The 23,058-nt window shown below is 55.0% G+C and carries 25 protein-coding genes; 2 read left to right on the top strand and 23 right to left on the bottom strand.

Annotated elements, in window-relative coordinates; all coding sequences use genetic code 11:
* Positions 1 to 28 precede the first annotated feature (28 nt).
* The 8 genes from IB212_RS08800 to hinT all read right to left on the bottom strand — a co-directional run bounded on the left by IB212_RS08800 (position 29) and on the right by hinT (position 6,116).
* A complete protein-coding gene (locus IB212_RS08800) occupies positions 29 to 568 on the bottom strand; it encodes a glycine zipper 2TM domain-containing protein (protein WP_028012731.1) in 540 nt (179 codons plus the stop codon).
* Between the two features lie 193 nt (positions 569 to 761).
* Positions 762 to 2,066: an NAD(P)/FAD-dependent oxidoreductase gene (locus IB212_RS08795; protein WP_041910505.1), complete on the bottom strand. Its 1,305-nt coding sequence runs from the start codon at positions 2,064 to 2,066 to the stop codon at positions 762 to 764.
* A gap of 237 nt (positions 2,067 to 2,303) precedes the next feature.
* On the bottom strand, positions 2,304 to 2,846 hold the full coding sequence (gene ycfP, locus IB212_RS08790) for an alpha/beta hydrolase YcfP (protein ID WP_008500781.1): 543 nt from the start codon (positions 2,844 to 2,846) through the stop codon (positions 2,304 to 2,306).
* Between the two features lie 34 nt (positions 2,847 to 2,880).
* The gene (gene nagZ / locus IB212_RS08785) at positions 2,881 to 3,906 is read right to left on the bottom strand and encodes a beta-N-acetylhexosaminidase (protein ID WP_041912030.1); all 1,026 of its coding nucleotides are present in this window, start codon (positions 3,904 to 3,906) and stop codon (positions 2,881 to 2,883) included.
* A gap of 11 nt (positions 3,907 to 3,917) precedes the next feature.
* A complete protein-coding gene (gene thiK / locus IB212_RS08780) occupies positions 3,918 to 4,742 on the bottom strand; it encodes a thiamine kinase (RefSeq protein ID WP_041910506.1) in 825 nt (274 codons plus the stop codon).
* Positions 4,723 to 5,367 carry a penicillin-binding protein activator LpoB gene (gene lpoB, locus IB212_RS08775; RefSeq protein ID WP_088205017.1) on the bottom strand — a complete coding sequence of 215 codons (645 nt, stop codon included), beginning with the start codon at positions 5,365 to 5,367 and terminating at the stop codon, positions 4,723 to 4,725. The genes thiK and lpoB overlap by 20 nt, the downstream gene beginning before the upstream one ends.
* 13 nt (positions 5,368 to 5,380) lie before the next feature.
* A complete protein-coding gene (locus IB212_RS08770; RefSeq protein WP_041910507.1) occupies positions 5,381 to 5,755 on the bottom strand; it encodes a YcfL family protein in 375 nt (124 codons plus the stop codon).
* Position 5,756: 1 nt separating this feature from the next.
* Positions 5,757 to 6,116: a purine nucleoside phosphoramidase gene (hinT, locus tag IB212_RS08765; protein ID WP_006809243.1), complete on the bottom strand. Its 360-nt coding sequence runs from the start codon at positions 6,114 to 6,116 to the stop codon at positions 5,757 to 5,759.
* Positions 6,117 to 6,456: 340 nt separating this feature from the next.
* Here hinT and fhuE point away from each other — a divergent pair, with 340 nt between their 5' ends.
* The gene (gene fhuE / locus IB212_RS08760) at positions 6,457 to 8,646 is read left to right on the top strand and encodes a ferric-rhodotorulic acid/ferric-coprogen receptor FhuE (protein WP_041910508.1); all 2,190 of its coding nucleotides are present in this window, start codon (positions 6,457 to 6,459) and stop codon (positions 8,644 to 8,646) included.
* 71 nt (positions 8,647 to 8,717) lie between these two features.
* On the opposite strand, the gene ptsG is transcribed toward fhuE, so the two are convergent.
* From ptsG to yceD, 14 genes are all read right to left on the bottom strand, one after another.
* Complete coding sequence (ptsG, locus tag IB212_RS08755; protein WP_028012724.1) at positions 8,718 to 10,151, bottom strand: PTS glucose transporter subunit IIBC; 1,434 nt, start codon at positions 10,149 to 10,151, stop codon at positions 8,718 to 8,720.
* A 297-nt stretch (positions 10,152 to 10,448) separates the two neighbouring features.
* Positions 10,449 to 11,243, bottom strand: coding sequence for a metal-dependent hydrolase (locus tag IB212_RS08750; protein ID WP_028012723.1), 795 nt, complete (start codon positions 11,241 to 11,243; stop codon positions 10,449 to 10,451).
* 10 nt (positions 11,244 to 11,253) lie between these two features.
* Entirely contained in the window at positions 11,254 to 12,258 is a 1,005-nt protein-coding gene (gene holB, locus IB212_RS08745; protein WP_041910510.1) for a DNA polymerase III subunit delta', read from the bottom strand.
* Positions 12,255 to 12,896, bottom strand: coding sequence for a dTMP kinase (tmk, locus tag IB212_RS08740; protein WP_041910511.1), 642 nt, complete (start codon positions 12,894 to 12,896; stop codon positions 12,255 to 12,257). Before tmk ends, holB begins: the two co-directional genes overlap by 4 nt.
* The gene (yceG, locus tag IB212_RS08735; protein ID WP_041910512.1) at positions 12,886 to 13,908 is read right to left on the bottom strand and encodes a cell division protein YceG; all 1,023 of its coding nucleotides are present in this window, start codon (positions 13,906 to 13,908) and stop codon (positions 12,886 to 12,888) included. Before yceG ends, tmk begins: the two co-directional genes overlap by 11 nt.
* Positions 13,905 to 14,720 carry an aminodeoxychorismate lyase gene (pabC, locus tag IB212_RS08730; protein ID WP_041910513.1) on the bottom strand — a complete coding sequence of 272 codons (816 nt, stop codon included), beginning with the start codon at positions 14,718 to 14,720 and terminating at the stop codon, positions 13,905 to 13,907. Before pabC ends, yceG begins: the two co-directional genes overlap by 4 nt.
* 121 nt (positions 14,721 to 14,841) lie before the next feature.
* The gene (fabF, locus tag IB212_RS08725) at positions 14,842 to 16,083 is read right to left on the bottom strand and encodes a beta-ketoacyl-ACP synthase II (protein WP_051486106.1); all 1,242 of its coding nucleotides are present in this window, start codon (positions 16,081 to 16,083) and stop codon (positions 14,842 to 14,844) included.
* A 91-nt stretch (positions 16,084 to 16,174) separates the two neighbouring features.
* Positions 16,175 to 16,411, bottom strand: a complete 237-nt coding sequence (gene acpP / locus IB212_RS08720) for an acyl carrier protein (protein ID WP_003857954.1) — start codon at positions 16,409 to 16,411, stop codon at positions 16,175 to 16,177.
* A gap of 154 nt (positions 16,412 to 16,565) precedes the next feature.
* Entirely contained in the window at positions 16,566 to 17,300 is a 735-nt protein-coding gene (gene fabG / locus IB212_RS08715; RefSeq protein WP_188245804.1) for a 3-oxoacyl-ACP reductase FabG, read from the bottom strand.
* A gap of 12 nt (positions 17,301 to 17,312) precedes the next feature.
* A complete protein-coding gene (gene fabD / locus IB212_RS08710) occupies positions 17,313 to 18,242 on the bottom strand; it encodes an ACP S-malonyltransferase (RefSeq protein WP_028012717.1) in 930 nt (309 codons plus the stop codon).
* A gap of 15 nt (positions 18,243 to 18,257) precedes the next feature.
* Positions 18,258 to 19,211, bottom strand: a complete 954-nt coding sequence (locus IB212_RS08705; protein ID WP_041910515.1) for a beta-ketoacyl-ACP synthase III — start codon at positions 19,209 to 19,211, stop codon at positions 18,258 to 18,260.
* Positions 19,212 to 19,217: 6 nt separating this feature from the next.
* Positions 19,218 to 20,252 (bottom strand): phosphate acyltransferase PlsX, encoded by a 1,035-nt coding sequence (plsX, locus tag IB212_RS08700; RefSeq protein ID WP_028012715.1) that lies wholly within the window; start codon positions 20,250 to 20,252, stop codon positions 19,218 to 19,220.
* Positions 20,253 to 20,332: 80 nt separating this feature from the next.
* On the bottom strand, positions 20,333 to 20,506 hold the full coding sequence (gene rpmF, locus IB212_RS08695; protein WP_003857964.1) for a 50S ribosomal protein L32: 174 nt from the start codon (positions 20,504 to 20,506) through the stop codon (positions 20,333 to 20,335).
* A 16-nt stretch (positions 20,507 to 20,522) separates the two neighbouring features.
* A complete protein-coding gene (yceD, locus tag IB212_RS08690) occupies positions 20,523 to 21,044 on the bottom strand; it encodes a 23S rRNA accumulation protein YceD (protein WP_021240759.1) in 522 nt (173 codons plus the stop codon).
* Positions 21,045 to 21,184: 140 nt separating this feature from the next.
* On the opposite strand from yceD, the gene IB212_RS08685 reads away from it, so the two are divergent.
* Positions 21,185 to 21,769, top strand: coding sequence for a nucleoside triphosphate pyrophosphatase (locus IB212_RS08685; protein ID WP_041910516.1), 585 nt, complete (start codon positions 21,185 to 21,187; stop codon positions 21,767 to 21,769).
* Between the two features lie 79 nt (positions 21,770 to 21,848).
* Here the strand turns inward: IB212_RS08685 and rluC are convergent, their stop codons facing one another.
* Positions 21,849 to 22,796 (bottom strand): 23S rRNA pseudouridine(955/2504/2580) synthase RluC, encoded by a 948-nt coding sequence (gene rluC / locus IB212_RS08680; protein WP_028012713.1) that lies wholly within the window; start codon positions 22,794 to 22,796, stop codon positions 21,849 to 21,851.
* Positions 22,797 to 23,058: the final 262 nt, after the last annotated feature.

Here is a 23,058-nt window from a genome sequence, read left to right as displayed (position 1 = left end):
GAGGAGCTAAGTTCAGAGAACATCTTTTTTACGCTTTGTTATTCAGTACCAGCTGGCCGTTTCCATCCAGTGGAATTTGGGTGCCCGGGTCTTTATCCATGCGGATTTTGCCCTGCTGATCGCCAATTTTGTAGGTCACGTCATAGCCCAGCATTTTTTCCGACTTGTCATAGACGGTTTTACAGCGCTGCTGGGTCGTGGTGTAGGTATCGTTATCCTGCATTGCGCCCTGCACCTGGTTACCGGCATAGCCGCCACCCAGCGCGCCGACCACGGTCGCGACATCTTTACCCCGACCACCGCCAAACTGGTGACCAATCACCCCACCCGCTACCGCACCCAGAACAGAGCCGGCAATACGGTTTTCATCCTGTACCGGACGACGGTGGGTTACGGAGACGTTACGGCACTCCTGACGTGGGGTTTTTACGGTTTCTTTAATAGGCGTTGCAGAAACCACCTGCGCATACTGCGGGCCGCGATCTAAAACGTTGAGACTGGCAACAGCAGCCACACCTAACGCAGCTGCGACGCCGATCCCTATACCCGCCAACATTGATTTATTCACGGGACTTCCTCCTTTGTTGCTATTGGTAACAATTCTGCTATGGAGGCGCGGCTTCGCCAATAAGACAAAGGATCAAAAAGTGGACATCGGGGAGAGATATATCGCGTTTAGGAGAACTCTTAGGCACCTAATCCACGACGAGCAGCATGATATGCTAAAAAATCCCTCCGGAGGGCCCGGAGGGAGTGAAAGATTAGTGCAGCTTCAGACGTGGACGAATGACGCGGTTGATTCTGCCCACCAGCATCATCAGGCCCGTTTTAAAGTAGCCGTGCAGCGCGATCTGGTGCATACGGTACAGGGAGATATACACGAAGCGTGCAATGCGCCCTTCCACCATCATCGAGCCACGCATCAGGTTACCCATCAGGCTACCGACGGTAGAGAAGTTTGACAGCGATACCAGAGAACCGTGGTCTTTATAGACATACGCCTTCATTGGCTTGCCTTTGTACTGCGCGAGGATGTTGTGCAGCACCAGGCTTGCCATCTGGTGAGCGGCCTGAGCGCGCGGCGGCACGAAGCCCCCTTCAGGACGCGCGCAGGAAGCACAGTCACCAATAGCGAAGATTTCAGGGTCGCGCGTGGTTTGCAGCGTCGGCTCGGTGACCAGTTGGTTAATGCGGTTCGTCTCCAGACCACCGATATCTTTCATAAAGTCAGGCGCTTTGATACCTGCCGCCCAGACCATCAGATCCGCTTTAATGTACTCGCCGTCTTTGGTGTGCAGTCCACCTTCGTCAGCGCTGGTCACCATGGTCTGCGTCAGGACGCGCACGCCCAGTTTCGTCAGTTCATTGTGCGCTGCGCCGGAAATGCGCGGAGGCAGCGCAGGCAGAATACGCTCACCCGCTTCAACCAGCGTCACGTTCAGCGCTTCGTTAGTTAACCCTTTGTAACCGTAGCTGTGCAGCTGTTTAACCGCATTGTGCAGCTCTGCGGACAGCTCAACGCCTGTCGCGCCGCCGCCGACAATGGCAATGTTAACCTTGCCATTCGCACCCAGATTGCTGGTGTACTTCAGGAACAGGTTCAGCATTTCCTGATGGAAACGACGCGCCTGGTGCGGGTTATCGAGGAAGATACAGTGCTCTTTAACGCCCGGCGTGTTGAAGTCGTTGGAGGTACTGCCGAGCGCCATCACCAGCGTGTCATACGCCAGCTTGCGCTCGGGGACCAGCAGCTCGCCTTTTTCATCACGCAGCTCGGCCAGGGTAATGGTTTTGTTCTCACGGTTGATGTCAACCACCGAGCCCAGCTGGAACTGGAAATGATGGTTGCGCGCGTGCGCCAGATAGCTCAGCGCGTCCACGCCCTCATCCAGTGAGCCGGTCGCCACTTCGTGCAGCAGCGGTTTCCACAGGTGGCTGTGGTTACGATCCACCAGCGTGATTTTGGCTTTTTTACCGCGCCCCAGCTTCTTGCCCAACTGTGTGGCCAGCTCCAGCCCGCCAGCACCACCGCCTACAATCACTATCTTTTTCAATGGCGTAGTCAACGTGACCCCCTCAAATTATTAACCAATTGTTAATTAAAAGTTATGAAAATAACCCTTAATTAACAACAGGTTACAGCACTGAAACCATTCAAGTGCATTGAGAATAACACGTCAGGCGCATTGGTCATACCAAAATTGATATGCATCAAGTTTTGATGGCTTAAAAGTAGACAATTCTGGACAAAAAGAAACCCGGTGCGCGTTCGCGACCGGGTTTCTGAAGTGGCAGGCTGTGGTTTAGCCCAGCGTTTTAAAGGCTTTGATGCGCTGGAGGTGCGGGGAAATGTTCTTGAACTTGTGGGTCTGCTCTTCGTCCCAGACGATCTCGTAATAGTGATGCAGCAGCTCTGCGGCCCGATGGCTGTTCAGTGCTTCATCATTACGCGAGAGGATCACCAGACAGCGATCGCGGTTTTTCTCACGGAAGTTGCTCACGCACTTGGTCGCAATATCGACATACTCTTCCGGGCGGTCAATTTTGCCTTCCATGTTCTCATTCGGGAAAAGGTTAGGATTGAAGACCACCTGGCGGATGTCGCACAGGAAGCCAATCCGCTCCGCCCAATAGCCGCCCAGCCCCACGCCGCAAATCAACGGGCGATCGTCGACGTTAAGCTGCAGCATCTTGTCCACCTCTTTGAGCAGATGCTGCATATCATGCTTCGGATGGCGCGTACTGTAGCTAATCAGCCGTACATCGGGATCGATAAACTGCAGCTGTAGCACCTTCTCATGATTACCAGGACTGTTTGAGTCAAAACCGTGTAAATAGATGATCATTGTCTTCTCACCACTCTACGCCTTCCGGGAGGGTTTACAGGCTGGCTTTATGTGCCTGCCAGCGCTCATTCAGGTCTTCAAGCCGGGCGTTGACCGACTTCCAGCGCGCCGAATCCATCAGCTCCTGACGGCTAAATGAACCTTTATGATACAAATGCGTAACACGCTCTGCATTGATCGGTGACAGGTTATCCAACACGCTAACGGCACCTTTACGATTATTGCAGACAAGGATCATATCGCAACCTGCATCCAGCGAGGCCTGGCCGCGCTCAGCATAGCTGCCCATGATTGCCGCCCCTTCCATCGACAGATCGTCGGAGAAAATGACGCCGTTGAAACCCAGCTCCTGGCGCAGAACGGTTTTCAGCCAGTGCGGGGAGCCGCTGGCAGGACGCGGATCAACGTCGCTGTAAATCACGTGCGCGGGCATAATGGCGTCCAGCTTGTTATCGGTGATAAGCGAGCGGAACACCGACATATCTTTGGCGCGAATTTCTGCTTCCGGACGCGGGTCGCGCGGGGTCTCTTTGTGGGAATCTGCCGTCACCGCCCCGTGGCCCGGGAAGTGTTTCCCGGTGGTTTTCATTCCCGCATCGTGCATCCCGTCGATAAACCGGGTCGCCATTGCCAGCGCAATACGCGGATCTTCATGGTAGGAGCGCTCGCCAATCGCGGCGCTGATATGGCCCACATCCAGCACCGGGGCAAAGCTGATGTCGATATCCATGGCAATCATTTCGCTGGCCATCAGCCAGCCGGCTTCCTGCGCCAGTTTCCCACCCTCTTCCGTGCCGAGCAGCGCGGCGAAAGACTGGGCTGCCGGCAGGCGGGTAAAACCGTCGCGAAAGCGCTGTACGCGGCCGCCTTCCTGATCGACGGCCACCACCAGATGATTGCGCGACGCGGCGCGGATCTGGCGCACCAGTTCACGCAGTTGCGCCGGATCGTGATAGTTGCGGGTAAACAGGATCAGGCCGCCCACCAGCGGATGCGCCAGAATTTCACGCTCCTCCGCATCCAGCTCAAACCCTTCTACATCCAACATGACTGGACCCACACTCACCTCTCTTATCCTTTCGTTTGTAACTGGCGCCAGGCATCGTCTGCCAGCGCAATAAATTGTTTATCTCTGGACTGCTGCAAACGCATCTCAAACCAGCCCGCCATCAGCATGATGACCCAGGGCCGCCAGCGTCTCACCTGGTGTGCCAGCGCATCGGCGTTAAAGTGCGCAACGCTGGCATACTCTCTGATGAGTTTCTGCCGCGCGGCTTCACTTTCCGTCCAGACCGCGGCCAGCTCCAGCGCCACATCGCCGTCTCCGGCATATTCCCAGTCGATAAGCCTGGCGCCCTGTGGCGTATGCACGATGTTCCCGGCGTGCACATCCATATGTAACGGCGAGAGCCGAATCGGTTGCGGCTCGCCCGCTTTACGCAGCCGTTTGAGATGCGCAAGCCACACTGGGGTACGTCTTGCTGGAGAGGCTTGTTGCCAGTAGTTTTCCAGCAGTGGAAGTAAGGCGATTCGCCACCCCAGACGCTGTTGCTGGTGCAGATGATACAGCATCGCCGCAAGCGCTGGGGTGTCCGGCAGCGCGCTTTTCACCTCCCCCTCCAGATAGTCGACGGCCATCCAGCCCTTGCTAAAAAATCGGGGTTCAGGCACGAGATCCGACGGAAGGCGTTTGAGGGCGCGAAACTGACGGCGAAACTGGAAAGCCGGGGCGAAGGGATCGTGGTTCTGCCGCAAGACCAGACGGTGCGCGCCCCGCGCTATAATGCAACTCGCGCCGCTAAGCCCGGAGTGGGCCTGCGGCGCGATAAGGCGGTACTGTGGAAAATAACGCGTCAGAATCTCTTCACGCGTGGTGTCATTGTTGCGTAACCGCACCTTTACCTGACCAGATAATTTCGCCTGTCTGAACCAGCATCAGCTGCATCTGCAGGGCTGGGGTATTCACGTTACCGGTCGCATTAGAGTACAGCACATACTGGGCGCCAACGTTGCGGGCAATGCCAATCGCCTTGCTGCGGGTACCGAGGCTATCCTGCGGCGACAGGCCCAGCTGCTGTTTGGCTAACGCGAGCTGCTGAGCAGAGACCAGCGTAAACTTACCGTTGTTTGCCAGCGCATTGCGCAGCGTTTCTGTCGCTTCGCCCGCGTTCAGCGAACCGTTGGTACGGTTGTTCACGCTATCGACCAGCAGCACGCTGCCTGCCGTCACGCCCTGAGCCTGCAGCATTTTACCGACCATCGGCTGCATCGCACCGTTCCAGTCGTAATGGCGCACGCGCGGCGCAGGTTGTGACGTCTGGTCCTGATGTTCAATCGGGCCAGGCTGTGACGGAATAGACGGTACAGACGGCACGGTTGGCTGGGTCTGCGTTGGCGGTGTCGGCTGCTCGGTACCCGGCTTTGCCTCTTCCACAGGTGCTGGCTGTTCTGTACGGGTCACACACCCTGCGAGGAACAGCGCGAATGCGGTCACGAGCGCATAACGGCTCATATTTTTAATCAAGGTTCACCCCTTAGAGATAAAGATAAAGTCTCACCTTATGCGCACCCAGATAGCTGGCGCTGTCATAGAGCGTTACCGACGACCTTGCCGGAAGAGTGACGCTGCGCGGCGCCTCCAGCGGGTGCATCTCAAGACCTCTTACGTCATACCAGAAAAAACGGTAGTGGACCGTCACCGGTTCATTTCTTTCGTTATAGAGCGTAGAGGAGGCAGAAGATTTAATTTCACTGATGGTCAGTGCGGGCTGTTGCGCCGTGATGCCCGCAGCCAGCACGGAGGATTCCATCACCAGCGTCTGTTCATCGCTGACGGGGATCGCCGGACGCGTGCTGCACCCCACAACCATCATCGTCATTACCAGCGCTGCAATACGCCCTTTAAACATGTTACAGACCTTTGTGAGCCAGCATCGGTCCCAGCGGACGTCCACCCAGCAGATGCATGTGAATATGATAAACTTCCTGGCCGCCATGACGATTACAGTTCATGATCAGACGATAACCGTCTTCCGCTATGCCTTCCTGCTCGGCAATTTTCGCCGCCACCGTCAGCATACGACCTAACGCCACTTCGTGCTCGGTTTTTACGTCGTTTACGGTCGGAATCAGAATATTAGGAATGATAAGGATGTGTGTCGGTGCCTGAGGGGAAATGTCCCGGAAAGCCGTTACCAGTTCATCCTGATAGACGATGTCCGACGGGATTTCGCGGCGAATAATTTTACTGAAAATCGTTTCTTCAGCCATGACCTTTTCCTTTTTTGTTAGGTGCGTCCGCTGTTAACACACTCTCTGGAGGACTGTGTGACACAATTCAAGAGTATGAGCGAGTTTCTCCTGTCCTTTCAACCTTCTCCCCCGAATTCTTTGCTGAATATTCATCAGCTGACTGAAGAGTGACCGCTCGCGTGCCTTAACGGGCTGAAACATTATTTCAGTTTCGCACGACACATCTGTTTACAGCATTAATGGCAATGCGTATATTTCGCATTTGCATTTTCATGCGCATTTTTAACATAGAAAACGACGTCAGACCGTATTTGTGGGACTGACGCAAACACTCTTCACCGTTCATAAGGGTTTGAGAATGTCTTTCATTGATCACACCAGGGATGGGCAACGTCAGCCTGTCGCAACGCCTTCGTTGCTGACAGCCTGTATTGCTATGGCATTGACGCCAGCCGCCGCTTTCGCTGCATCAGCAACCGAAGACACCGTCGTCGTGGATGGAGGTTTTGACAATACGCAGGATCCTTCCGCAAGTCAGGACCAGGATTACAGCGTAAAAACCACCACCACCGGCACAAAGCTGTTGCTGGTTCCCCGTGATATCCCACAGTCCGTTAGCGTCATTAGCCAACAGCGCATGGCGGATCAGAACCTTCAGTCTATCGGCCAGGTGTTGACTAACACCACGGGCGTAACAGCGCAGGTGCAGGACAGCGATCGTACCGTATTTTACTCGCGCGGATTTTTCGTCAGTAACTACGCCTTTGACGACCTGCCAACCTCCATCAGCGAAGTGTGGAACTTCGGCGACACCGCCGCCGATACCGCGATTTACGACCGTATCGAAGTGGTTCGCGGCGCGACCGGGCTGATGTCCGGCACCGGTAACCCGGCGGCGTACGTCAATATGGTGCGTAAGCATGCGGACAGCAATGAGTTCAAAGGCAATGTCTCCGTCAGCTACGGCAGCTGGGACAAACAGCGCTACGTGCTGGATCTCCAGGCACCGCTGGTAGAGTCCGGGAAGGTACGGGGACGCCTGATTACGGGCTATCAGGACAACGACAGCTTCGTGGATAACTACCACTACCGGAAGAAGTTCCTCTACGGCGTGGTGGATGCGGAGGTCACCGACAGCACCACCCTCTCTGTAGGGTATGAATATCAGGAAAGCCACACCGCCGATCCGACCTGGGGCGGATTGCCGACCTGGTACAGCGACGGGAGTAAAACCGACTACAATCGCAGCCAGACCGTCGCGCCTGACTGGGCCTACTCGGACAAGGATAGCACCCGCATTTTCGCTAACCTGACCCAGCGTTTCGACAACGGCTGGGAAGCGCACGTCAACGGCATGCACGCGGAGACCAACTTCGACAGCAAGCTGATGTATATGTCCGGCTATCCGGAAAAAGAGACCGGGGCGGGCATGGTTGGCTACGGCGGCTGGAACAGAGGTGAACGCAAACAGGATGCGGTTGATGCCTTCCTGCGCGGCGGCTTCGATCTTTTCGGCCGCCAGCATGAGATGATGTTTGGCGGCAGCTTCAGCCGACAGCGCAACCACTATGACAACAGAATGCCGGATGCGCTGTACGGCATGGTGGACGTGGGGAATTTCAAAAACTGGAACGGAAATATCGCCGATCCGCAGTGGACGCCGTGGAAGCTCTACAGCCAGGATGACATTCGCCAGTCCTCAGCGTACACCTCCGCCCGCTTCTCGCTGGCCGACCCGCTGCACCTGATCCTCGGGGCGCGCTACACCAACTACAACATTCGCTATAACCCGGCGGGCTCTCCTGACACCCGTCTGGAAAGCACTGATGATGACGTAACGCCTTACGCGGGCCTGGTCTACGATATCAACGAAGACTGGTCGACCTACGTCAGCTATACCTCCATCTTCCAGCCGCAGGACAAGCGCGACGCCAGCGGACGTTATCTCGATCCAACCACGGGCAAAAGCTACGAAGCCGGTGTTAAAGCAGACTGGTTTAATACCCGTCTGACCACCTCGCTGGCGATTTTCCGCATCGAGCAGGATAACGTGGCGAGCAACACCTATACCTACATGCCGAGCGGTGAGTCGATTTATGAATCGCTGGACGGCGTGGTCAGCAAAGGGATTGAGTTCGAGCTGAACGGCGCCCTGACCGATAACTGGCAACTGACGTTCGGCGCGATCCGCTACATTGCGGAAGATAAGAACGGCAGCGCTGTCAGTTCCGATCAGCCGCGCACGACAATGAAGCTGTTTACCCGTTATCAACTGCCAATGCTGCCGGCGCTGACGGTGGGCGGTGGCGTAAACTGGCAGAACAAAGTGTGGACGGATGTGGACGGTGGCCCGGCGGGACAATTCCGCGCAGAGCAAGGCAGCTACGGACTGGTTAATCTGTTCAGCCGCTATCAGGTCACCAAAGATTTTGCTATTCAGGCGAACGTCAACAACCTGTTCGACAAAGAGTATTACGATTACGTCGGCTCTTACGTGGTTTATGGCGCACCGCTGAACGTCTCGGTGAGCGCAAGCTACGACTTCTGAGTGTTGGCACAACAAACCACAGCAATAAAAAAGGCAGCCATTCGGCTGCCTTAGTCTCCCCAGGTCACAGCTTAGCTGTTGCGGATGTACTCATCCATTTCGGTTTTCAGGTTATCGGATTTAGTACCGAAGATAGCCTGAACGCCCGAACCTGCAACAACCACGCCCGCTGCACCCAGTTTTTTCAGACCCGGCTGGTCCACTTTCGCAACGTCGGCAACGCTCACACGCAGACGAGTGATGCACGCGTCCAGGTTAGTGATGTTCTCTTTACCGCCGAACGCAGCTACCAGTGCCGGAGCCATTTCGCTGGTCGCGCCTGCTTTGCTGTCTTCAGTTGCATCTTCACGACCCGGAGTTTTCAGGTCCAGTGCTTTGATCAGCACGCGGAAGATGGTGTAGTAAACAACGGCGTAGCACGCACCCACAATTGGGAACAGCCACAGCTTGCTGCTGTTACCGGACAGAACGATAAAGTCGATCAGGCCGTGAGAGAAGGACGTACCGTCACGCATACCCAGCAGGATACAGATTGGGAACGCCAGGCCAGCCAGTACAGCGTGGATGATGTACAGGATTGGCGCAACGAACATGAAGGAGAACTCGATCGGCTCGGTAATACCGGTCAGGAACGAGGTCAGCGCTGCGGAGATCATGATACCGCCCACTTTTGCACGGTTTTCTGGCTTAGCAGAGTGCCAGATTGCAATCGCAGCAGCCGGCAGGCCGTACATTTTGAACAGGAAGCCACCAGACAGTTTACCTGCAGTTGGGTCACCCGCCATGTAACGTGGGATATCGCCGTGGAACACCTGACCTGCTGCGTTGGTGAATTCACCAATCTGCATCTGGAATGGAACGTTCCAGATGTGGTGCAGACCGAATGGCACCAGGCAACGCTCGATGAAGCCGTAGATACCGAACGCGACAACCGGGTTCTGGTAAGCAGCCCACTGAGAGAAGGTCTGGATAGCGGAACCGATTGGTGGCCAGATGAAGGACAGGATCACGCCAGTGAAAATCGCTGCCAGACCAGAGATGATCGGAACAAAACGCTTGCCCGCGAAGAAGCCCAGATACTCAGGCAGCTTGATGCGATAGAAGCGGTTGAACATATACGCTGCAATCGCACCGGAGATGATACCGCCCAGAACACCGGTATCCGCCAGGTGTTTCGCGGCAATCTCTTCTGCAGGTAAATGCAGAACCAGCGGCGCAACCACAGCCATGGTTTTCACCATGATGCCGTAAGCAACCACTGCAGCCAGCGCAGAAACGCCGTCGTTATTGGTGAAGCCCAGCGCCACACCGATAGCGAAGATCAGAGGCATGTTAGCAAAGACGGAACCGCCTGCTTCAGCCATCACATGGGAAACTACGGCTGGCAGCCAGCTGAAGTTAGCAGAACCGACACCCAGCAGGATACCTGCGATAGGCAGTACGGATACTGGCAGCATCAGCGATTTACCGACCTTTTGCAGGTTAGCAAATGCATTCTTAAACATAATTGAGAGTGCTCCTGAGTATTTGTGCTTTTTTTACGCTTTCACGCATTGGCCCGGGGGGAGTACCGTGCCGTGGACAGGACATCTAAGCGCCCTTTATTTATTACACAGAGTAAAATAATTCCCTCTGAGTTTGTTTGACGGCTATCACGTTTCAGCTTAAGACGGTCGAAAAACTTTCAGTAATTTACAAAAAGCATGTCTGGATGTTTCTAAGAACGCCATCACCGCCCCAAATGAGGCGGTGAACTTTACTCGTTTTATTTATTAATTACGAGCCTAAAAAAAACAGGCTTATCAGACGGATTGCAGGCGGGCGGGGTCGATATGGAACAGCGCAGAGAAGTTTTGCGTCGTGACGCGGGCCAGCTCTTCGATACTGACGCCTTTAAGCACGGCCATGTACTCTGCGACGTCTCGCGTCATGGCCGGCTGGTTCTCTTTACCGCGATGCGGTACCGGCGCCAGATACGGAGAGTCTGTTTCCACCAGAATGCGATCGAGCGGGACATAGCGCGCAGCATCACGGAGCTGCTCAGCGTTACGGAACGTCACGATCCCGGAAAACGAAATATAAAACCCCAAATCAAGCAGTTTACCCGCCGTTTCTCTGTCTTCTGTGAAACAGTGTAGTACGCCACCGCAATCCGTCACGTTTTCTTCCCGGAGGATCGCCAGCGTATCGGCGCGCGCATCGCGTGTATGTACGATGACCGGTTTATTCAGTTCGCGGCCGATGCGAATATGGTTGCGGAAAGACGCCTGCTGGCGCGCTTTCGTTTCCGGCGTGTAAAAATAGTCCAGCCCGGTTTCACCCATCGCCACGACGCCCGCTTCTGCTGCCAGTCGGCGCAGCTCTTCTACGTCATACTCTTCATCCTGGTTCAGCGGATGAACGCCGCAGGAGAACACCACGTTATCGCGATCGCCCACCAGCTCACGCATTGAGCGATACCCTGGCAGCGTCGTCGCCACCGCAAGACAAAATTTCACATCGCGGGCAGCGGCTTTCGCCAGCACGTCATCCACGTCGTTGTGCAGGGATTGATAATCCAGGCCATCAAGATGGCAGTGTGAGTCGACTAAAAACATAATGTCTCTCTCAGAGATGGGAAACAGGCGGCGTAACGCCCGGTTGCAGGTAGTGTTCAATACGCAGTAACTGGTCGGTCAGCAAAAGCTCGCGATTAAGACCCGTCACGGTTAAAAGCTGTTCGCGGCTCTCGCAAACATCATGAAGGATAGCGTGCAGAGACGCGCCTGTAAGGCGGCTCGCCAGCATGTTCACCAGGGGCCACGCGTCCGGGTTAGTCAGCAGCGTAGCTCCTTGCTGGATTTTTAGCGCATCGAGCAATAAGGAGGCCAGCCAGTGCAGACGCTCAACGGCCCGATCGCTATTCAGCGCAGGCAGTAAACTCAGCCAGTCCTGGTTGTTAAGTGAAGCCTCAACGGCCCTGCAGAGCCCTTCTCGCTGCGACCAGACGTCAGGCTGTAGTAATGCCAGCGCCGCCGCGGGGGCGCCGCTGCTGAGGCGCAGCGCAGACAACGCACTCTCCTGTGACGTTGTCACCTCTCGCTCAAGCCAGCTTAACGCCCACGATTCCTGAGGCACCGCCAGATGATGGAGACGACAACGGCTGCGCAGCGTCGCCAGTAAACGTCCCGGGTCCCGGCAGGAAAGGAAAAACCACGTCTTTTCCGGCGGCTCTTCCAGGGTTTTAAGCAGCGCGTTCGCCGCCGCCTCGGTAAGCAACGCAGCGTCGTTGAGCCAGACCACTTTTGCCCCGCCCAGACGCGCATGTTCGTACAGTTTCTCGCTGACTTCACGCACGGCATCAATGCCGAGCGCGCTTTTGCCCTTCTCAGGCTCAAGCGTGTAGTAGTCAGGATGCGAGCCGGCCTGCATCAGCTGGCAGCCGCGGCATTTACCGCAGCTTTTATGCCCTTCCGGCTGCTGGCACATCAGAAAACGAGTGATGGCGTAGATCAACGCATCATCGCCCATTCCCGGCAACGCCTGAATCAGTAACGCATGATGCCCCCGACCGGCCTGATAGCTGGCGATCAGCTGTTCAAAGTGCGGGCGCAACCATGGATACCATTTCATGCCTGCTGCTCCTGTAGCCACTGCGTAACGGTCTGTTGAATATCGCGCGTGACGTCGTCCAGAGATTGCGTGGCGTCAATGGTACGAATTGCGCTGTCCCGTGCGGCCAGCTCAAGATAGCGTGCGCGCGTGCGGTTAAAGAAATCGAAAGACTCTTGCTCAATGCGGTCCAGTTCGCCGCGCGCGCGGGCGCGCCTGAGGCCCACTTCCGGGGTCACATCCAGGTAGAGGGTCAGGTCCGGGCGAAAATCCCCCAGTACGGCATCGCGAAGGGTTGCCAGCATCGCCTGGTCAATACCGCGTCCGCCGCCCTGATAGGCCTGAGTCGACAGATCGTGACGGTCACCGATCACCCACTTGCCGTCGGCCAGCGCAGGTTTAATCACGGTCTCAACCAGCTGGACGCGCGCCGCATAGAACATCAGCACTTCGGCTTTGTCAGTAATAACCTCGTCGCCAACGGATTTAATATCCAGCACCAGGCTGCGCAGTTTCTCCGCCAGCTGAGTACCGCCCGGCTCGCGGGTAAAGACCATGTCAGCGACGCCAAGCGATTTCAGCGTATCCACTACCACGTTACGGGCGGTGGTTTTACCCGCCCCTTCTAGTCCCTCAATGACAATGTATTTACTGCGCATTTTTTTCCTTAAGTGCCTTCAGATAGTCCTGAACAGAGCGATTATGGCTGGCAAGGTTGGTGTTAAAGGTATGCCCCCCTTTCCCATCAGCCACAAAATAGAGGTACGGTGTTTTGGCCGGGTGCGCGGCGGCTTTGAGCGAAGCCTCGCTCGGCGTGGCTATCGGGCCCGGCGGCAAGCCGTTAATCACGTAGGTATTATACGCCGTTGGCGTCTCCAGATCTTTTCTGGAGATCTTACCGGCATAGCTCTCGCCCATGCCGTAGATAACAGTCGGGTCAGTTTGCAGACGCATGCCGATGCGCAGGCGGTTGATAAATACCGACGCGACCCGGTCGCGCTCAGCCGCCACGGCCGTCTCTTTCTCAATGATCGAGGCCATTGTCACAAACTGGTTTTGATCTTGATAAGGCAGCCCGTCCATGCGCCCTTCCCAGGCGGAATCAACTGCCTCGACCATCTTTTTGTGTGCCCGTTTAAGAATCGCCACATCGGTCGTGCCCGCCGTATACATCCAGGTGTCTGGCCAGAACCAGCCTTCCACCCACTCAGGATGTTCAAATTTCAGCACCTCGGCGACCGTCTCATAGCGATCATCTTTTAGCGTGTGCTTGATGTAAGGCGCATCACGCAGCTGCTTGAGGTAATCGCTTAAGCGCATCCCTTCAACAAAGCGCAGCGGGAACTGTGCCTCTTTACCGCTTTCCAGCAGCTGCAGCATCTCTCTGACGGTCATGCCGGGCGTAAAGCGATAGGTACCAGCCTTGAAGTGAGACAGTTCAGGCTCGATACGCAATAACCACTGGAACACGCGTGGACGGTTGATGATTTTATCCCCGTAAAGCTGCTCGCCCAGCGCCATCCGCCCGGTACCGGCTTTCAGGGTAAAAATCGTCTCGTCTTTAATCAGGATTTTACTGTCCGCCAGCTGGCGAACCTTCCATACTCCCGCTCCGCCGGCAATACCCAGCGCAACGATCAGGAGAAGGACAAAGCGCAACATTTTCTTCATGACTTTTTGATTTGCTCACATATCGGGGCTAAAAACGTAAAGAGCTCTCGCGAAGACCAGCGCTGTTGACCATACGCCCGAACGGGTATAACAGGCATCAGCGCATTGCAGATCACAACTTCATCGGCGGACAGCAGCGCCTCTTCCTTCGCGTTTACTTCGACAACGCGAAAGCCTGCATGTGCCAGCTGTTGCAAACAAAACTGGCGCATGATGCCGTTAACCCCAGCCTGCTCCAGCGAAGGGGTGAAGACCTCACGGCCCTTCCGCCAGAGTAAATTAGCCGCACAGCATTCCGTAATGAACCCTTCGCTGTCAAGGACTAGCGCCTCATCGGCGTCCGTCTGTTCAAGATGAGTACGAATAAGCACCTGTTCAAGGCGGTTAAGATGTTTTATTCCGGCGAGCATAGGGTTTCGCCCCAGCCGTACCGGGCTCAGCGTCAGCGTTACCCCCTCCTCACGCCAGCGCGCATAGTGAGCAGGATACGCTGATACGGAAAGAATACGCGTGGGATGCTGACAGGCGGAACCGCTGTACCCTCGCCCGCCGCTGCCGCGGCTAAGAATAACTTTTAAAACGCCGTTTGTATTACCTGACGCCAGCCGGCGCATCTCGCGCTCTAGAATGTCCCACTGCATGAAGGGAATCAGCAATTTCTCGCAGGCTTTTTGTAAACGACGGATATGGGCGTTAAGCAGGCTCACCTCACCGTCAAGAATACGCGCAGTGGTGAAACAACCATCGCCAAACTGGATTGCCCTGTCGCTTGCCGGCAGCGTTTCTTGCTCAAGGCCATTAATTAAAAACATGGTGGCTCCTTATGCGTGGAGGCTCAGTCTGGCAGGATGTTAAAAGCCGGACAAGGGGATTTTCCCTAATAAAAAAGGCCCGCCAAGCGGACCTTTTTTTATAGCTTTCAGGCAGTCAGGCTCAGACCTTTTTGAAGATCAGAGAACCATTCGTACCGCCAAAGCCGAAGGAGTTACACAGGGTGTACTCCATACCGCTAACCTGACGCGCTTCGTGCGGAACGAAGTCCAGATCGCAACCTTCATCCGGGTTATCCAGGTTGATGGTTGGCGGCACAGCCTGATCGCGCAGCGCAAGGATAGAGTAGATGGACTCTACTGCACCCGCCGCGCCCAGCAGGTGACCGGTCATGGATTTCGTGGAGCTAACCAGTACGCGGCTGGCAGACTCGCCGAAGATAGACTTCACAGCCTGCGCTTCAGCTTTGTCGCCTGCTGGCGTAGAGGTACCGTGAGCGTTAACGTAGCCAATCTGCGCTGGGGTAATACCCGCATCACGGATCGCGTTTTCCATCGCCAGCGCAGCACCTGCACCGTTCTCCGGAGGAGAGGTCATGTGATAAGCATCGCTGCTCATACCAAAGCCAACGACTTCAGCATAAATTTTCGCACCGCGTTTTTTCGCATGTTCGTACTCTTCCAGCACGAGCATACCTGCGCCGTCACCCAACACGAAACCATCGCGGTCTTTATCCCACGGACGGCTCGCCGCCTGAGGATTATCGTTACGGGTAGAGAGCGCACGCGCTGCACCAAAGCCACCGACACCCAATGGGGTACTGGCTTTTTCAGCACCGCCCGCAACCATAGCATCTGCATCGCCGTACGCAATGATACGCGCGGCCTGGCCGATGTTATGCACGCCAGACGTACACGCGGTAGCGATAGAAATGCTTGGACCACGCAGGCCGAACATAATGGTCAGGTGACCTGCCACCATGTTAACAATCGTGGACGGAACGAAGAACGGGCTGATCTTACGCGGTCCGCCATTCATCAGCGATGTATGGTTTTCCTCGATCAGGCCAAGACCGCCAATCCCGGAGCCGATAGCAGCGCCGATACGGGTTGCGTTCTCTTCCGTAATCACAAGGCCAGAATCCTGCATGGCCTGAACGCCAGCGACAATTCCATATTGAATGAAGGCATCCATCTTGCGCTGTTCTTTGCGCGAGATGATCTCTTCACAGTTAAAATCCTTTACTAAGCCAGCAAATTTCGTTGCATAGGCGCTAGTATCGAAATGGTCGATTAGGCTGATGCCGCTCTGACCGGCAAGGAGAGCTTTCCAGGTGGACTCTACGGTATTGCCGACAGGAGACAACATGCCAAGTCCGGTCACAACTACACGACGCTTAGACACGTTTGTCCTCCAGGGAGGGATAAAAAAAGAGATACGTGGGACTAAAAAAGATAAAACTCAGGCGGTCGAATGACCGCCTGGAGATGTTCACTTACGCCTGGTGGCCGTTGATGTAATCAATGGCAGCCTGAACGGTGGTGATTTTCTCAGCTTCTTCGTCCGGAATCTCAGTATCAAACTCTTCTTCCAGAGCCATTACCAGCTCAACGGTGTCAAGAGAATCTGCGCCCAGGTCTTCAACGAAGGAAGCGGAGTTCACAACTTCTTCCTGCTTAACGCCCAGCTGTTCGCCGATAATTTTCTTAACGCGTTCTTCGATAGTGCTCATACTCTTAAATTTCCTATCAAAACTCGCTTTCGCGATGGTTTTCGTAGTGTATAAAATGTTGAAAAATTTGCAACTAAATCCCGGCAGGTCTTACCACGATTTTACGTTATTTTGAGGCCATTTGCCCTAATAACGCAAATATTTTCGATCGTGATTAAACCATGTACATCCCGCCGTTGACGTGGAGGGTCTCACCAGTGATGTAACCCGCTTCGTCAGAGGCTAAAAATGCAACCGCACTGGCGATTTCTTTAGGGTCGCCAAGACGACCCGCCGGAACTGCCGCCAGCGTACCCGCACGCTGATCATCAGTCAGCGCACGCGTCATGTCCGTTTCAATAAAGCCCGGAGCAACAACGTTTACAGTAATCCCGCGGGACGCGACTTCACGCGCCAGCGACTTACTGAAACCGATCAGACCTGCTTTCGCCGCAGCGTAGTTAGCCTGACCAGCATTTCCCATGGTACCAACCACAGAACCAACAGTGATAATACGACCATGACGCTTTTTCATCATAGCGCGCATTACCGCTTTTGACAGACGGAATACAGATGACAGGTTGGTTTCGATAATATCGTTCCACTCATCATCTTTCATTCGCATCAGCAGGTTGTCGCGAGTGATCCCGGCATTATTGACCAGAATATCCACTTCACCAAACTCTGCGCGAATATTTTCCAGAACATATTCGATAGATGCAGGTTCGGTCACATTCAGTACCAGACCTTTACCGTTCGCACCCAGATACTCGCTGATGGCCTGAGCGCCATTCTCGCTGGTTGCTGTACCAATCACCTTCGCGCCGCGCGCGACCAGTGTTTCAGCAATTGCACGCCCGATACCGCGGCTTGCGCCAGTCACCAGGGCAATTTTTCCTTCAAAACTCATGGTATTCCTCTTTTATTGCGAGAGTGCCGCTGACATTGCTTCCGGCTCGTTAATCGCCGAGGCAGTCAGGGTGTCAACAATACGTTTCGTCAGACCGGTGAGGACTTTACCAGGACCGACTTCATAAAGGTGCTCAACGCCCTGAGAGGCCATAAACTCAACGGTTTTGGTCCACTGTACCGGGCTATAGAGCTGGCGAACCAGTGCGTCACGGATAGCCTCCGGCGCGGTTTCGCATTTCACATCAACGTTGTTCACAACGGAAATCGTCGGTGCGTTAAAGGTAATTTTTTCCAGTTCAGCCGCCAGTTTCTCGGCTGCGGGCTTCATCAGTGCGCAGTGAGATGGTACGCTGACCGGCAGCGGCAGTGCGCGTTTGGCGCCTGCGGCTTTACAGGCAGCACCGGCACGTTCAACGGCCTCTTTATGACCAGCAATAACAACCTGGCCCGGCGAGTTGAAGTTAACCGGAGAAACCACCTGCCCTTCAGCAGATTCTTCACACGCTTTTGCAATCGCGGCATCATCCAGACCAATAATGGCAGACATGCCACCCGTTCCTTCTGGCACCGCTTCCTGCATGAATTTACCGCGCAGTTCTACCAGGCGCACCGCGTCAGCAAACGCAATCACACCGGCGCACACCAGCGCAGAGTATTCACCCAGGCTATGGCCCGCGAGCAGCGCTGGCGCTTTACCGCCCTGCTGCTGCCATACGCGCCACAGCGCAACGGACGCAGTCAGCAACGCTGGCTGAGTTTGCCAGGTTTTGTTCAGCTCTTCGGCCGGACCCTGTTGGGTCAGCGCCCACAGATCATAACCCAGCGCATCAGAAGCTTCACGAAAAGTCTCTTCAATGACCGGGTAGTTTGCTGCCATTTCAGACAACATCCCAACGGTTTGAGAACCCTGGCCCGGGAACACAAAAGCAAATTGCGTCATTTTTTATTCCTTATACTAGAAACGAACCAGCGCGGAACCCCAGGTGAACCCGCCACCGAAGGCTTCAAGCAAGACCAGCTGGCCCCGTTTGATTCGTCCGTCGCGTACCGCTTCATCAAATGCGCACGGTACCGACGCCGCAGAGGTGTTGCCGTGACGATCCAGCGTCACCACAACGTTATCCATCGACATACCCAGCTTTTTAGCGGTGGCGCTGATGATACGCAGGTTCGCCTGATGCGGCACCAGCCAGTCGAGCGCGGTGCGTTCAAGGTTATTTGCTTCCAGCGTCTCATCGACAATGTGCGCAAGCTCGGTCACCGCCACTTTGAACACCTCGTTACCCGCCATGGTCAGGTAGATGGAGCTGTCCGGATTAACGCGATCGGCGTTAGGCAGCGTTAACAGCTCGCCGTAGCGGCCATCGGCATGCAGATGCGTGGAGATGATACCCGGCTCTTCGGACTGCCCCAGCAGCACCGCACCGGCACCATCACCGAAAATAATGATCGTTCCGCGATCGGTTGGATCGCAGGTACGCGCCAAAACGTCAGCACCGATAACCAGCGCATATTTGACGGAGCCAGATTTAACATACTGATCGGCAATGCTCAGCGCGTAGGTGAAACCTGCGCACGCGGCGGCAACATCAAACGCCGGGCAGCCTTTAATACCGAGCATGTTCTGCACCTGACACGCCGCGCTTGGGAAAGCATGCGTGGCAGACGTCGTGGCAACCACGATCAAGCCAATCTCTTCTTTATCGATACCCGCCATTTCGATAGCGCGCTGTGCGGCTTCGTAACCCATGGTGGACACGGTTTCGTCTGGCGCGGCGATACGACGTTCACGGATACCTGTGCGCGTGACAATCCACTCGTCAGACGTATCTACCATTTTTTCCAGATCGGCGTTGGTACGCACTTGTTTTGGCAGGTAGCTGCCGGTACCTAAAATCTTCGTATACATGTACGCTCAGTCACTTTTAGCTAATACAGATTCCAGGCGAGCGGCAATCCGCTGAGGGACTTGTCGCTGCACCGCCTGCACTGCCTGTTCAATGGCGACAGAAAATGCTCGCTGATTGGCGGCGCCATGACTCTTAATCACGATGCCGCGCAATCCTAACAGACAGGCGCCATTATACTGGTCGGGGTTGAGGTGACTGAATCGCCGCGTCAGGCTCTTTTGTAACCAACGCTTCAATAAAATCAACCACCAGGCGCTTTTTTTGCCTTCTCCCTGAGATTTCAGCAGAGAAAGGAACATGCGCACGACCCCTTCCATGGTCTTCAACGTTACGTTTCCGGTGAAGCCATCGCACACCAGAACATCCGTTTTTCCCGTCAGCAACTCATTGGCTTCGAGATAACCAATATAGTTGATGGAGGGAACCTGTTTGAGCATTTCAGCAGCGTCGCGAATGCTGTCCAGGCCTTTGGTCTCTTCTTCACCAATATTCAATAACGCAACGCGGGGATTGTTGATCCCGACCACGTCTTCTGCCAGCACCGACCCCATCACGGCGAACTGAGCCAGCATGGTACTATCACAATCCACGTTAGCGCCCAAATCGAGCACCACCGTTTTCCCCTTCTGCTGATGCGGTAACACCGTCACCAGCGCCGGGCGCTCAATGCCCTCAATCGGCTTGAGCAGTAATTTCGACAGCCCCATCAGCGCGCCGGTATTGCCGGCGCTGACGCAAGCCTGCGCTCGCCCTTCTTTTACCAGCTCCAGCGCCATGCGCATAGAGCTGCCACGGCTATTACGAATCGCCTGTGAGGGGCGTGCATCACTGGCAATAACTGACTGCGCAGGAATAATCTGCAGACGCGAACGTTGTTCAAAGTCAGCTTTTGCAAGTAATGGCGTGATTGTGTCGGGATTGCCGACTAAAAGAAGTGTGAGTTGCGAATTAGAATTCAGTGCCTGCAATGCTGCAGGCACTGTCACGGAAGGGCCAAAATCTCCCCCCATGACATCTAACGCCAGGGTTAGACGTGTCAAGGTATCGTCGCAGCCTGGTTCGGTAACTTCCCCGTTTGCACGGGGAAATCCTCACTAAGCCTAATCACGCTTTCGCGCGATTACTTAGTGATAACCTTGCGGCCGCGGTAGAAACCGTCAGCGGTGATGTGGTGACGCAGGTGTTTCTCACCAGAAGTCTTGTCTACAGACAGGCTGGTAACTGCAGTCAGCGCGTCATGGGAACGACGCATGCCACGTTTGGAACGGGTTGGTTTATTCTGTTGTACGGCCATGGACCTTACTCCTCAATTACTTACGCTTTAAGCTGGCTAATACGGCAAATGGGTTTGGTTTTTGCGCTTCATCAGGCAGTTCCCCAAAGACCATGTCCGCCTCGGACACTTCACAGTGTTCAGAATCATGCACCGGAACGACTGGCAAGGAGAGGATGATTTCATCTTCAACCAGAGCCAGAAGATCGATTTCACCGAATTCGTTAACCTCAATCGGCTCATACGCTTCCGGGAGTGCTTCAGCCTGTTCGTCAGAACGAACCGGACTGAAACAATACGTTGTGTGAACATGCTGTACAAACGGTTTCCCGCAACGCTGACACTCGAGCGTTACCGTTACCTTTGCATCACCGGTTAAAACGGCGAGACGCTGGTTGTCGATAGCGAACGACATGGAGCATTCTACATCACTGTCCACACTGACTACAGATTCGGCAATACGCTCGGCCTGATCGGAAGTATAGATACCTTCGTAATCGAGGCGTTTTTGAGCCGTACGAACCGGATCAAGAGTCAGGGGTAATTTTACCTTTTGCATAGGGCGCGCATATTAACTTTGTAACGTCATAGAGTCAAAGAAAAAGGCAACCAGAGCTGCCTTTTGCCAATTATTCGCACACATTGCGGCCTGTAGTTTAAAATGGCTGGCATCGATACGCTATATCTGGTGATAAAAATATGCCAAATCTCGTCCTTGCTTCCACTTCTCCCTACCGTCGAACGCTGCTGGAAAAGCTCGGGATCCCGTTTGAATGCGCCGCGCCGGACGTTGATGAGACGCCGCAGCCGGGTGAATCACCGCGTCATCTGGTAACGCGTCTCGCTAAGGAGAAAGCGCAATCGCTGGCCGCACGTTATCCTGCACATTTGATTATAGGCTCCGATCAGGTTTGCGTGCTGGACGGCGAAATCACCGGCAAGCCCCATACGGAGGAGAATGCCTGCCAGCAGCTTCTGCGTGCGCGGGGCACTATCGTGACCTTTTACACGGGCCTGGCACTCTATAACTCCGCCTCCGGCCATCTGCAAACCGAATGCGAGCCGTTCGACGTGCACTTCCGCCATCTTAGCGAGCAGGAGATTATGGACTACGTGCGCCGGGAACGTCCGCTGAACTGCGCAGGAAGCTTCAAAAGTGAGGGGCTGGGAATTGCGCTGTTCGACAAGCTGGACGGTCGGGATCCGAACACACTGGTGGGATTGCCGCTGATTGCCTTGTGCCAGATGTTACGGCGAGAAGAGTGTAATCCGCTGATCGTGTAAGTTATGCCCAGCGGCGCTTCGCTTGCATGGGCCTACGGGTTTCGTAGGCCGGGTAAGCGCAGCGCCACCCGGCACCTAATCAGCCGCGCAGAACCTTCAGGCAGCGTTTCAACTGCTCGTCCAGCGGCGCTTCAATACGGATAACTTCCCCGGTATTAGGATGGGTAAACTTCAGCGCTGCCGCATGCAGGAACAGACGCGACAGGCCCGTGCCCGCCAGCTGTTTATCAAATTCCCGGTCGCCGTAGCGGTCATCAAACGCAATCGGATGTCCCGCAAACTGGGTATGCACGCGAATCTGGTGGGTACGCCCCGTCACCGGGCTGCAGCGCACCAGCGTGGCAAACTCGTAGCGCTCTTCAACCTTAAAGCGCGTCTCCGACGGTTTCCCTTCCTGGCTCACGCGCACAATGCGCTCGCCGCTTTGCAGAATGTTCTTCAGCAGCGGGGCCTGCACCACCTTCACGTGGGACTGCCACTGACCGCGCACCAGCGCCAGATAATCTTTCTGCATGCCCTTCTCACGCAGCTGCTCGTGCAGGGAACGCAGCGCTGAACGCTTTTTCGCTACCAGCAGCACGCCTGAGGTATCACGGTCCAGGCGGTGAACCAGTTCGAGGAAACGGGCTTCCGGACGCAGCGCACGTAACCCTTCAATCACGCCGAAGCTCAGACCGCTACCACCGTGGACCGCGGTACCCGATGGCTTATTCAGCACCAGAATATGATCGTCCTCATAAAGGATGACATCGCTCAGGGCCGCGACTTTTTGCAGCTTCGGCGAAACCACCTCTTCTTCACGTTCAGCCACGCGAACCGGTGGAATACGCACTTCATCACCGGCTTCGAGCTTATACTCAGGCTTCACGCGTTTTTTATTCACCCGCACCTCGCCCTTACGCAGGATGCGGTAAATCATACTCTTTGGCACGCCCTTCAGTTGGGTGCGCAAGAAGTTATCGATGCGTTGCCCCGCGTAGTCATCCGCGATAGCAACCATTTTTACGGCTGGAGTCTCTGTTTTCATGGTTGGCGATTCTAAATATCGTCAGCCATTAGCGCCACTCATTTTTCTATGCTTATATTTACTTTTATCCGGCCTGCGCCCCGTTTCACGCAATCGATTTGGTGGTTATTAAACCAATCACCACCTTGAGGTGAAGAAACTGTGAGTAACCGGGTGATAATTGGTAAAAGTCATCTTGCTATAACCCGGCGAGCAGTGGAATAATGGGGCTGTTTTCCGCGTTAAATCCGGGTTTTGTAAGGATGTCGACGGAATGACCAAT

Origin of the sequence: Enterobacter sp. E12, from assembly GCF_014596715.2 — a bacterium.
Classification (GTDB): Bacteria; Pseudomonadota; Gammaproteobacteria; order Enterobacterales; family Enterobacteriaceae; genus Enterobacter; species Enterobacter bugandensis.
The sequence above is the reverse complement of the archived record's forward strand: the minus strand, read 5'-3'. Positions and strand labels throughout refer to the sequence as shown.

Coding starts and splice junctions, on each gene's coding strand:
- IB212_RS08705 (WP_041910515.1), bottom strand. CDS start 19,211: ATGTATACGAAGATTTTAGGTACCGGCAGCTACCTGCCAAAACAAGTG.
- IB212_RS08770 (WP_041910507.1), bottom strand. CDS start 5,755: ATGTTTAAAGGGCGTATTGCAGCGCTGGTAATGACGATGATGGTTGTG.
- rpmF (WP_003857964.1), bottom strand. CDS start 20,506: ATGGCCGTACAACAGAATAAACCAACCCGTTCCAAACGTGGCATGCGT.
- rluC (WP_028012713.1), bottom strand. CDS start 22,796: ATGAAAACAGAGACTCCAGCCGTAAAAATGGTTGCTATCGCGGATGAC.
- yceG (WP_041910512.1), bottom strand. CDS start 13,908: ATGAAGAAAATGTTGCGCTTTGTCCTTCTCCTGATCGTTGCGCTGGGT.
- holB (WP_041910510.1), bottom strand. CDS start 12,258: ATGAAATGGTATCCATGGTTGCGCCCGCACTTTGAACAGCTGATCGCC.
- acpP (WP_003857954.1), bottom strand. CDS start 16,411: ATGAGCACTATCGAAGAACGCGTTAAGAAAATTATCGGCGAACAGCTG.
- IB212_RS08750 (WP_028012723.1), bottom strand. CDS start 11,243: ATGTTTTTAGTCGACTCACACTGCCATCTTGATGGCCTGGATTATCAA.
- hinT (WP_006809243.1), bottom strand. CDS start 6,116: ATGGCTGAAGAAACGATTTTCAGTAAAATTATTCGCCGCGAAATCCCG.
- ycfP (WP_008500781.1), bottom strand. CDS start 2,846: ATGATCATCTATTTACACGGTTTTGACTCAAACAGTCCTGGTAATCAT.
- pabC (WP_041910513.1), bottom strand. CDS start 14,720: ATGTTTTTAATTAATGGCCTTGAGCAAGAAACGCTGCCGGCAAGCGAC.
- fhuE (WP_041910508.1), top strand. CDS start 6,457: ATGTCTTTCATTGATCACACCAGGGATGGGCAACGTCAGCCTGTCGCA.
- tmk (WP_041910511.1), bottom strand. CDS start 12,896: ATGCGCAGTAAATACATTGTCATTGAGGGACTAGAAGGGGCGGGTAAA.
- fabG (WP_188245804.1), bottom strand. CDS start 17,300: ATGAGTTTTGAAGGAAAAATTGCCCTGGTGACTGGCGCAAGCCGCGGT.
- fabD (WP_028012717.1), bottom strand. CDS start 18,242: ATGACGCAATTTGCTTTTGTGTTCCCGGGCCAGGGTTCTCAAACCGTT.
- IB212_RS08685 (WP_041910516.1), top strand. CDS start 21,185: ATGCCAAATCTCGTCCTTGCTTCCACTTCTCCCTACCGTCGAACGCTG.
- yceD (WP_021240759.1), bottom strand. CDS start 21,044: ATGCAAAAGGTAAAATTACCCCTGACTCTTGATCCGGTTCGTACGGCT.
- ptsG (WP_028012724.1), bottom strand. CDS start 10,151: ATGTTTAAGAATGCATTTGCTAACCTGCAAAAGGTCGGTAAATCGCTG.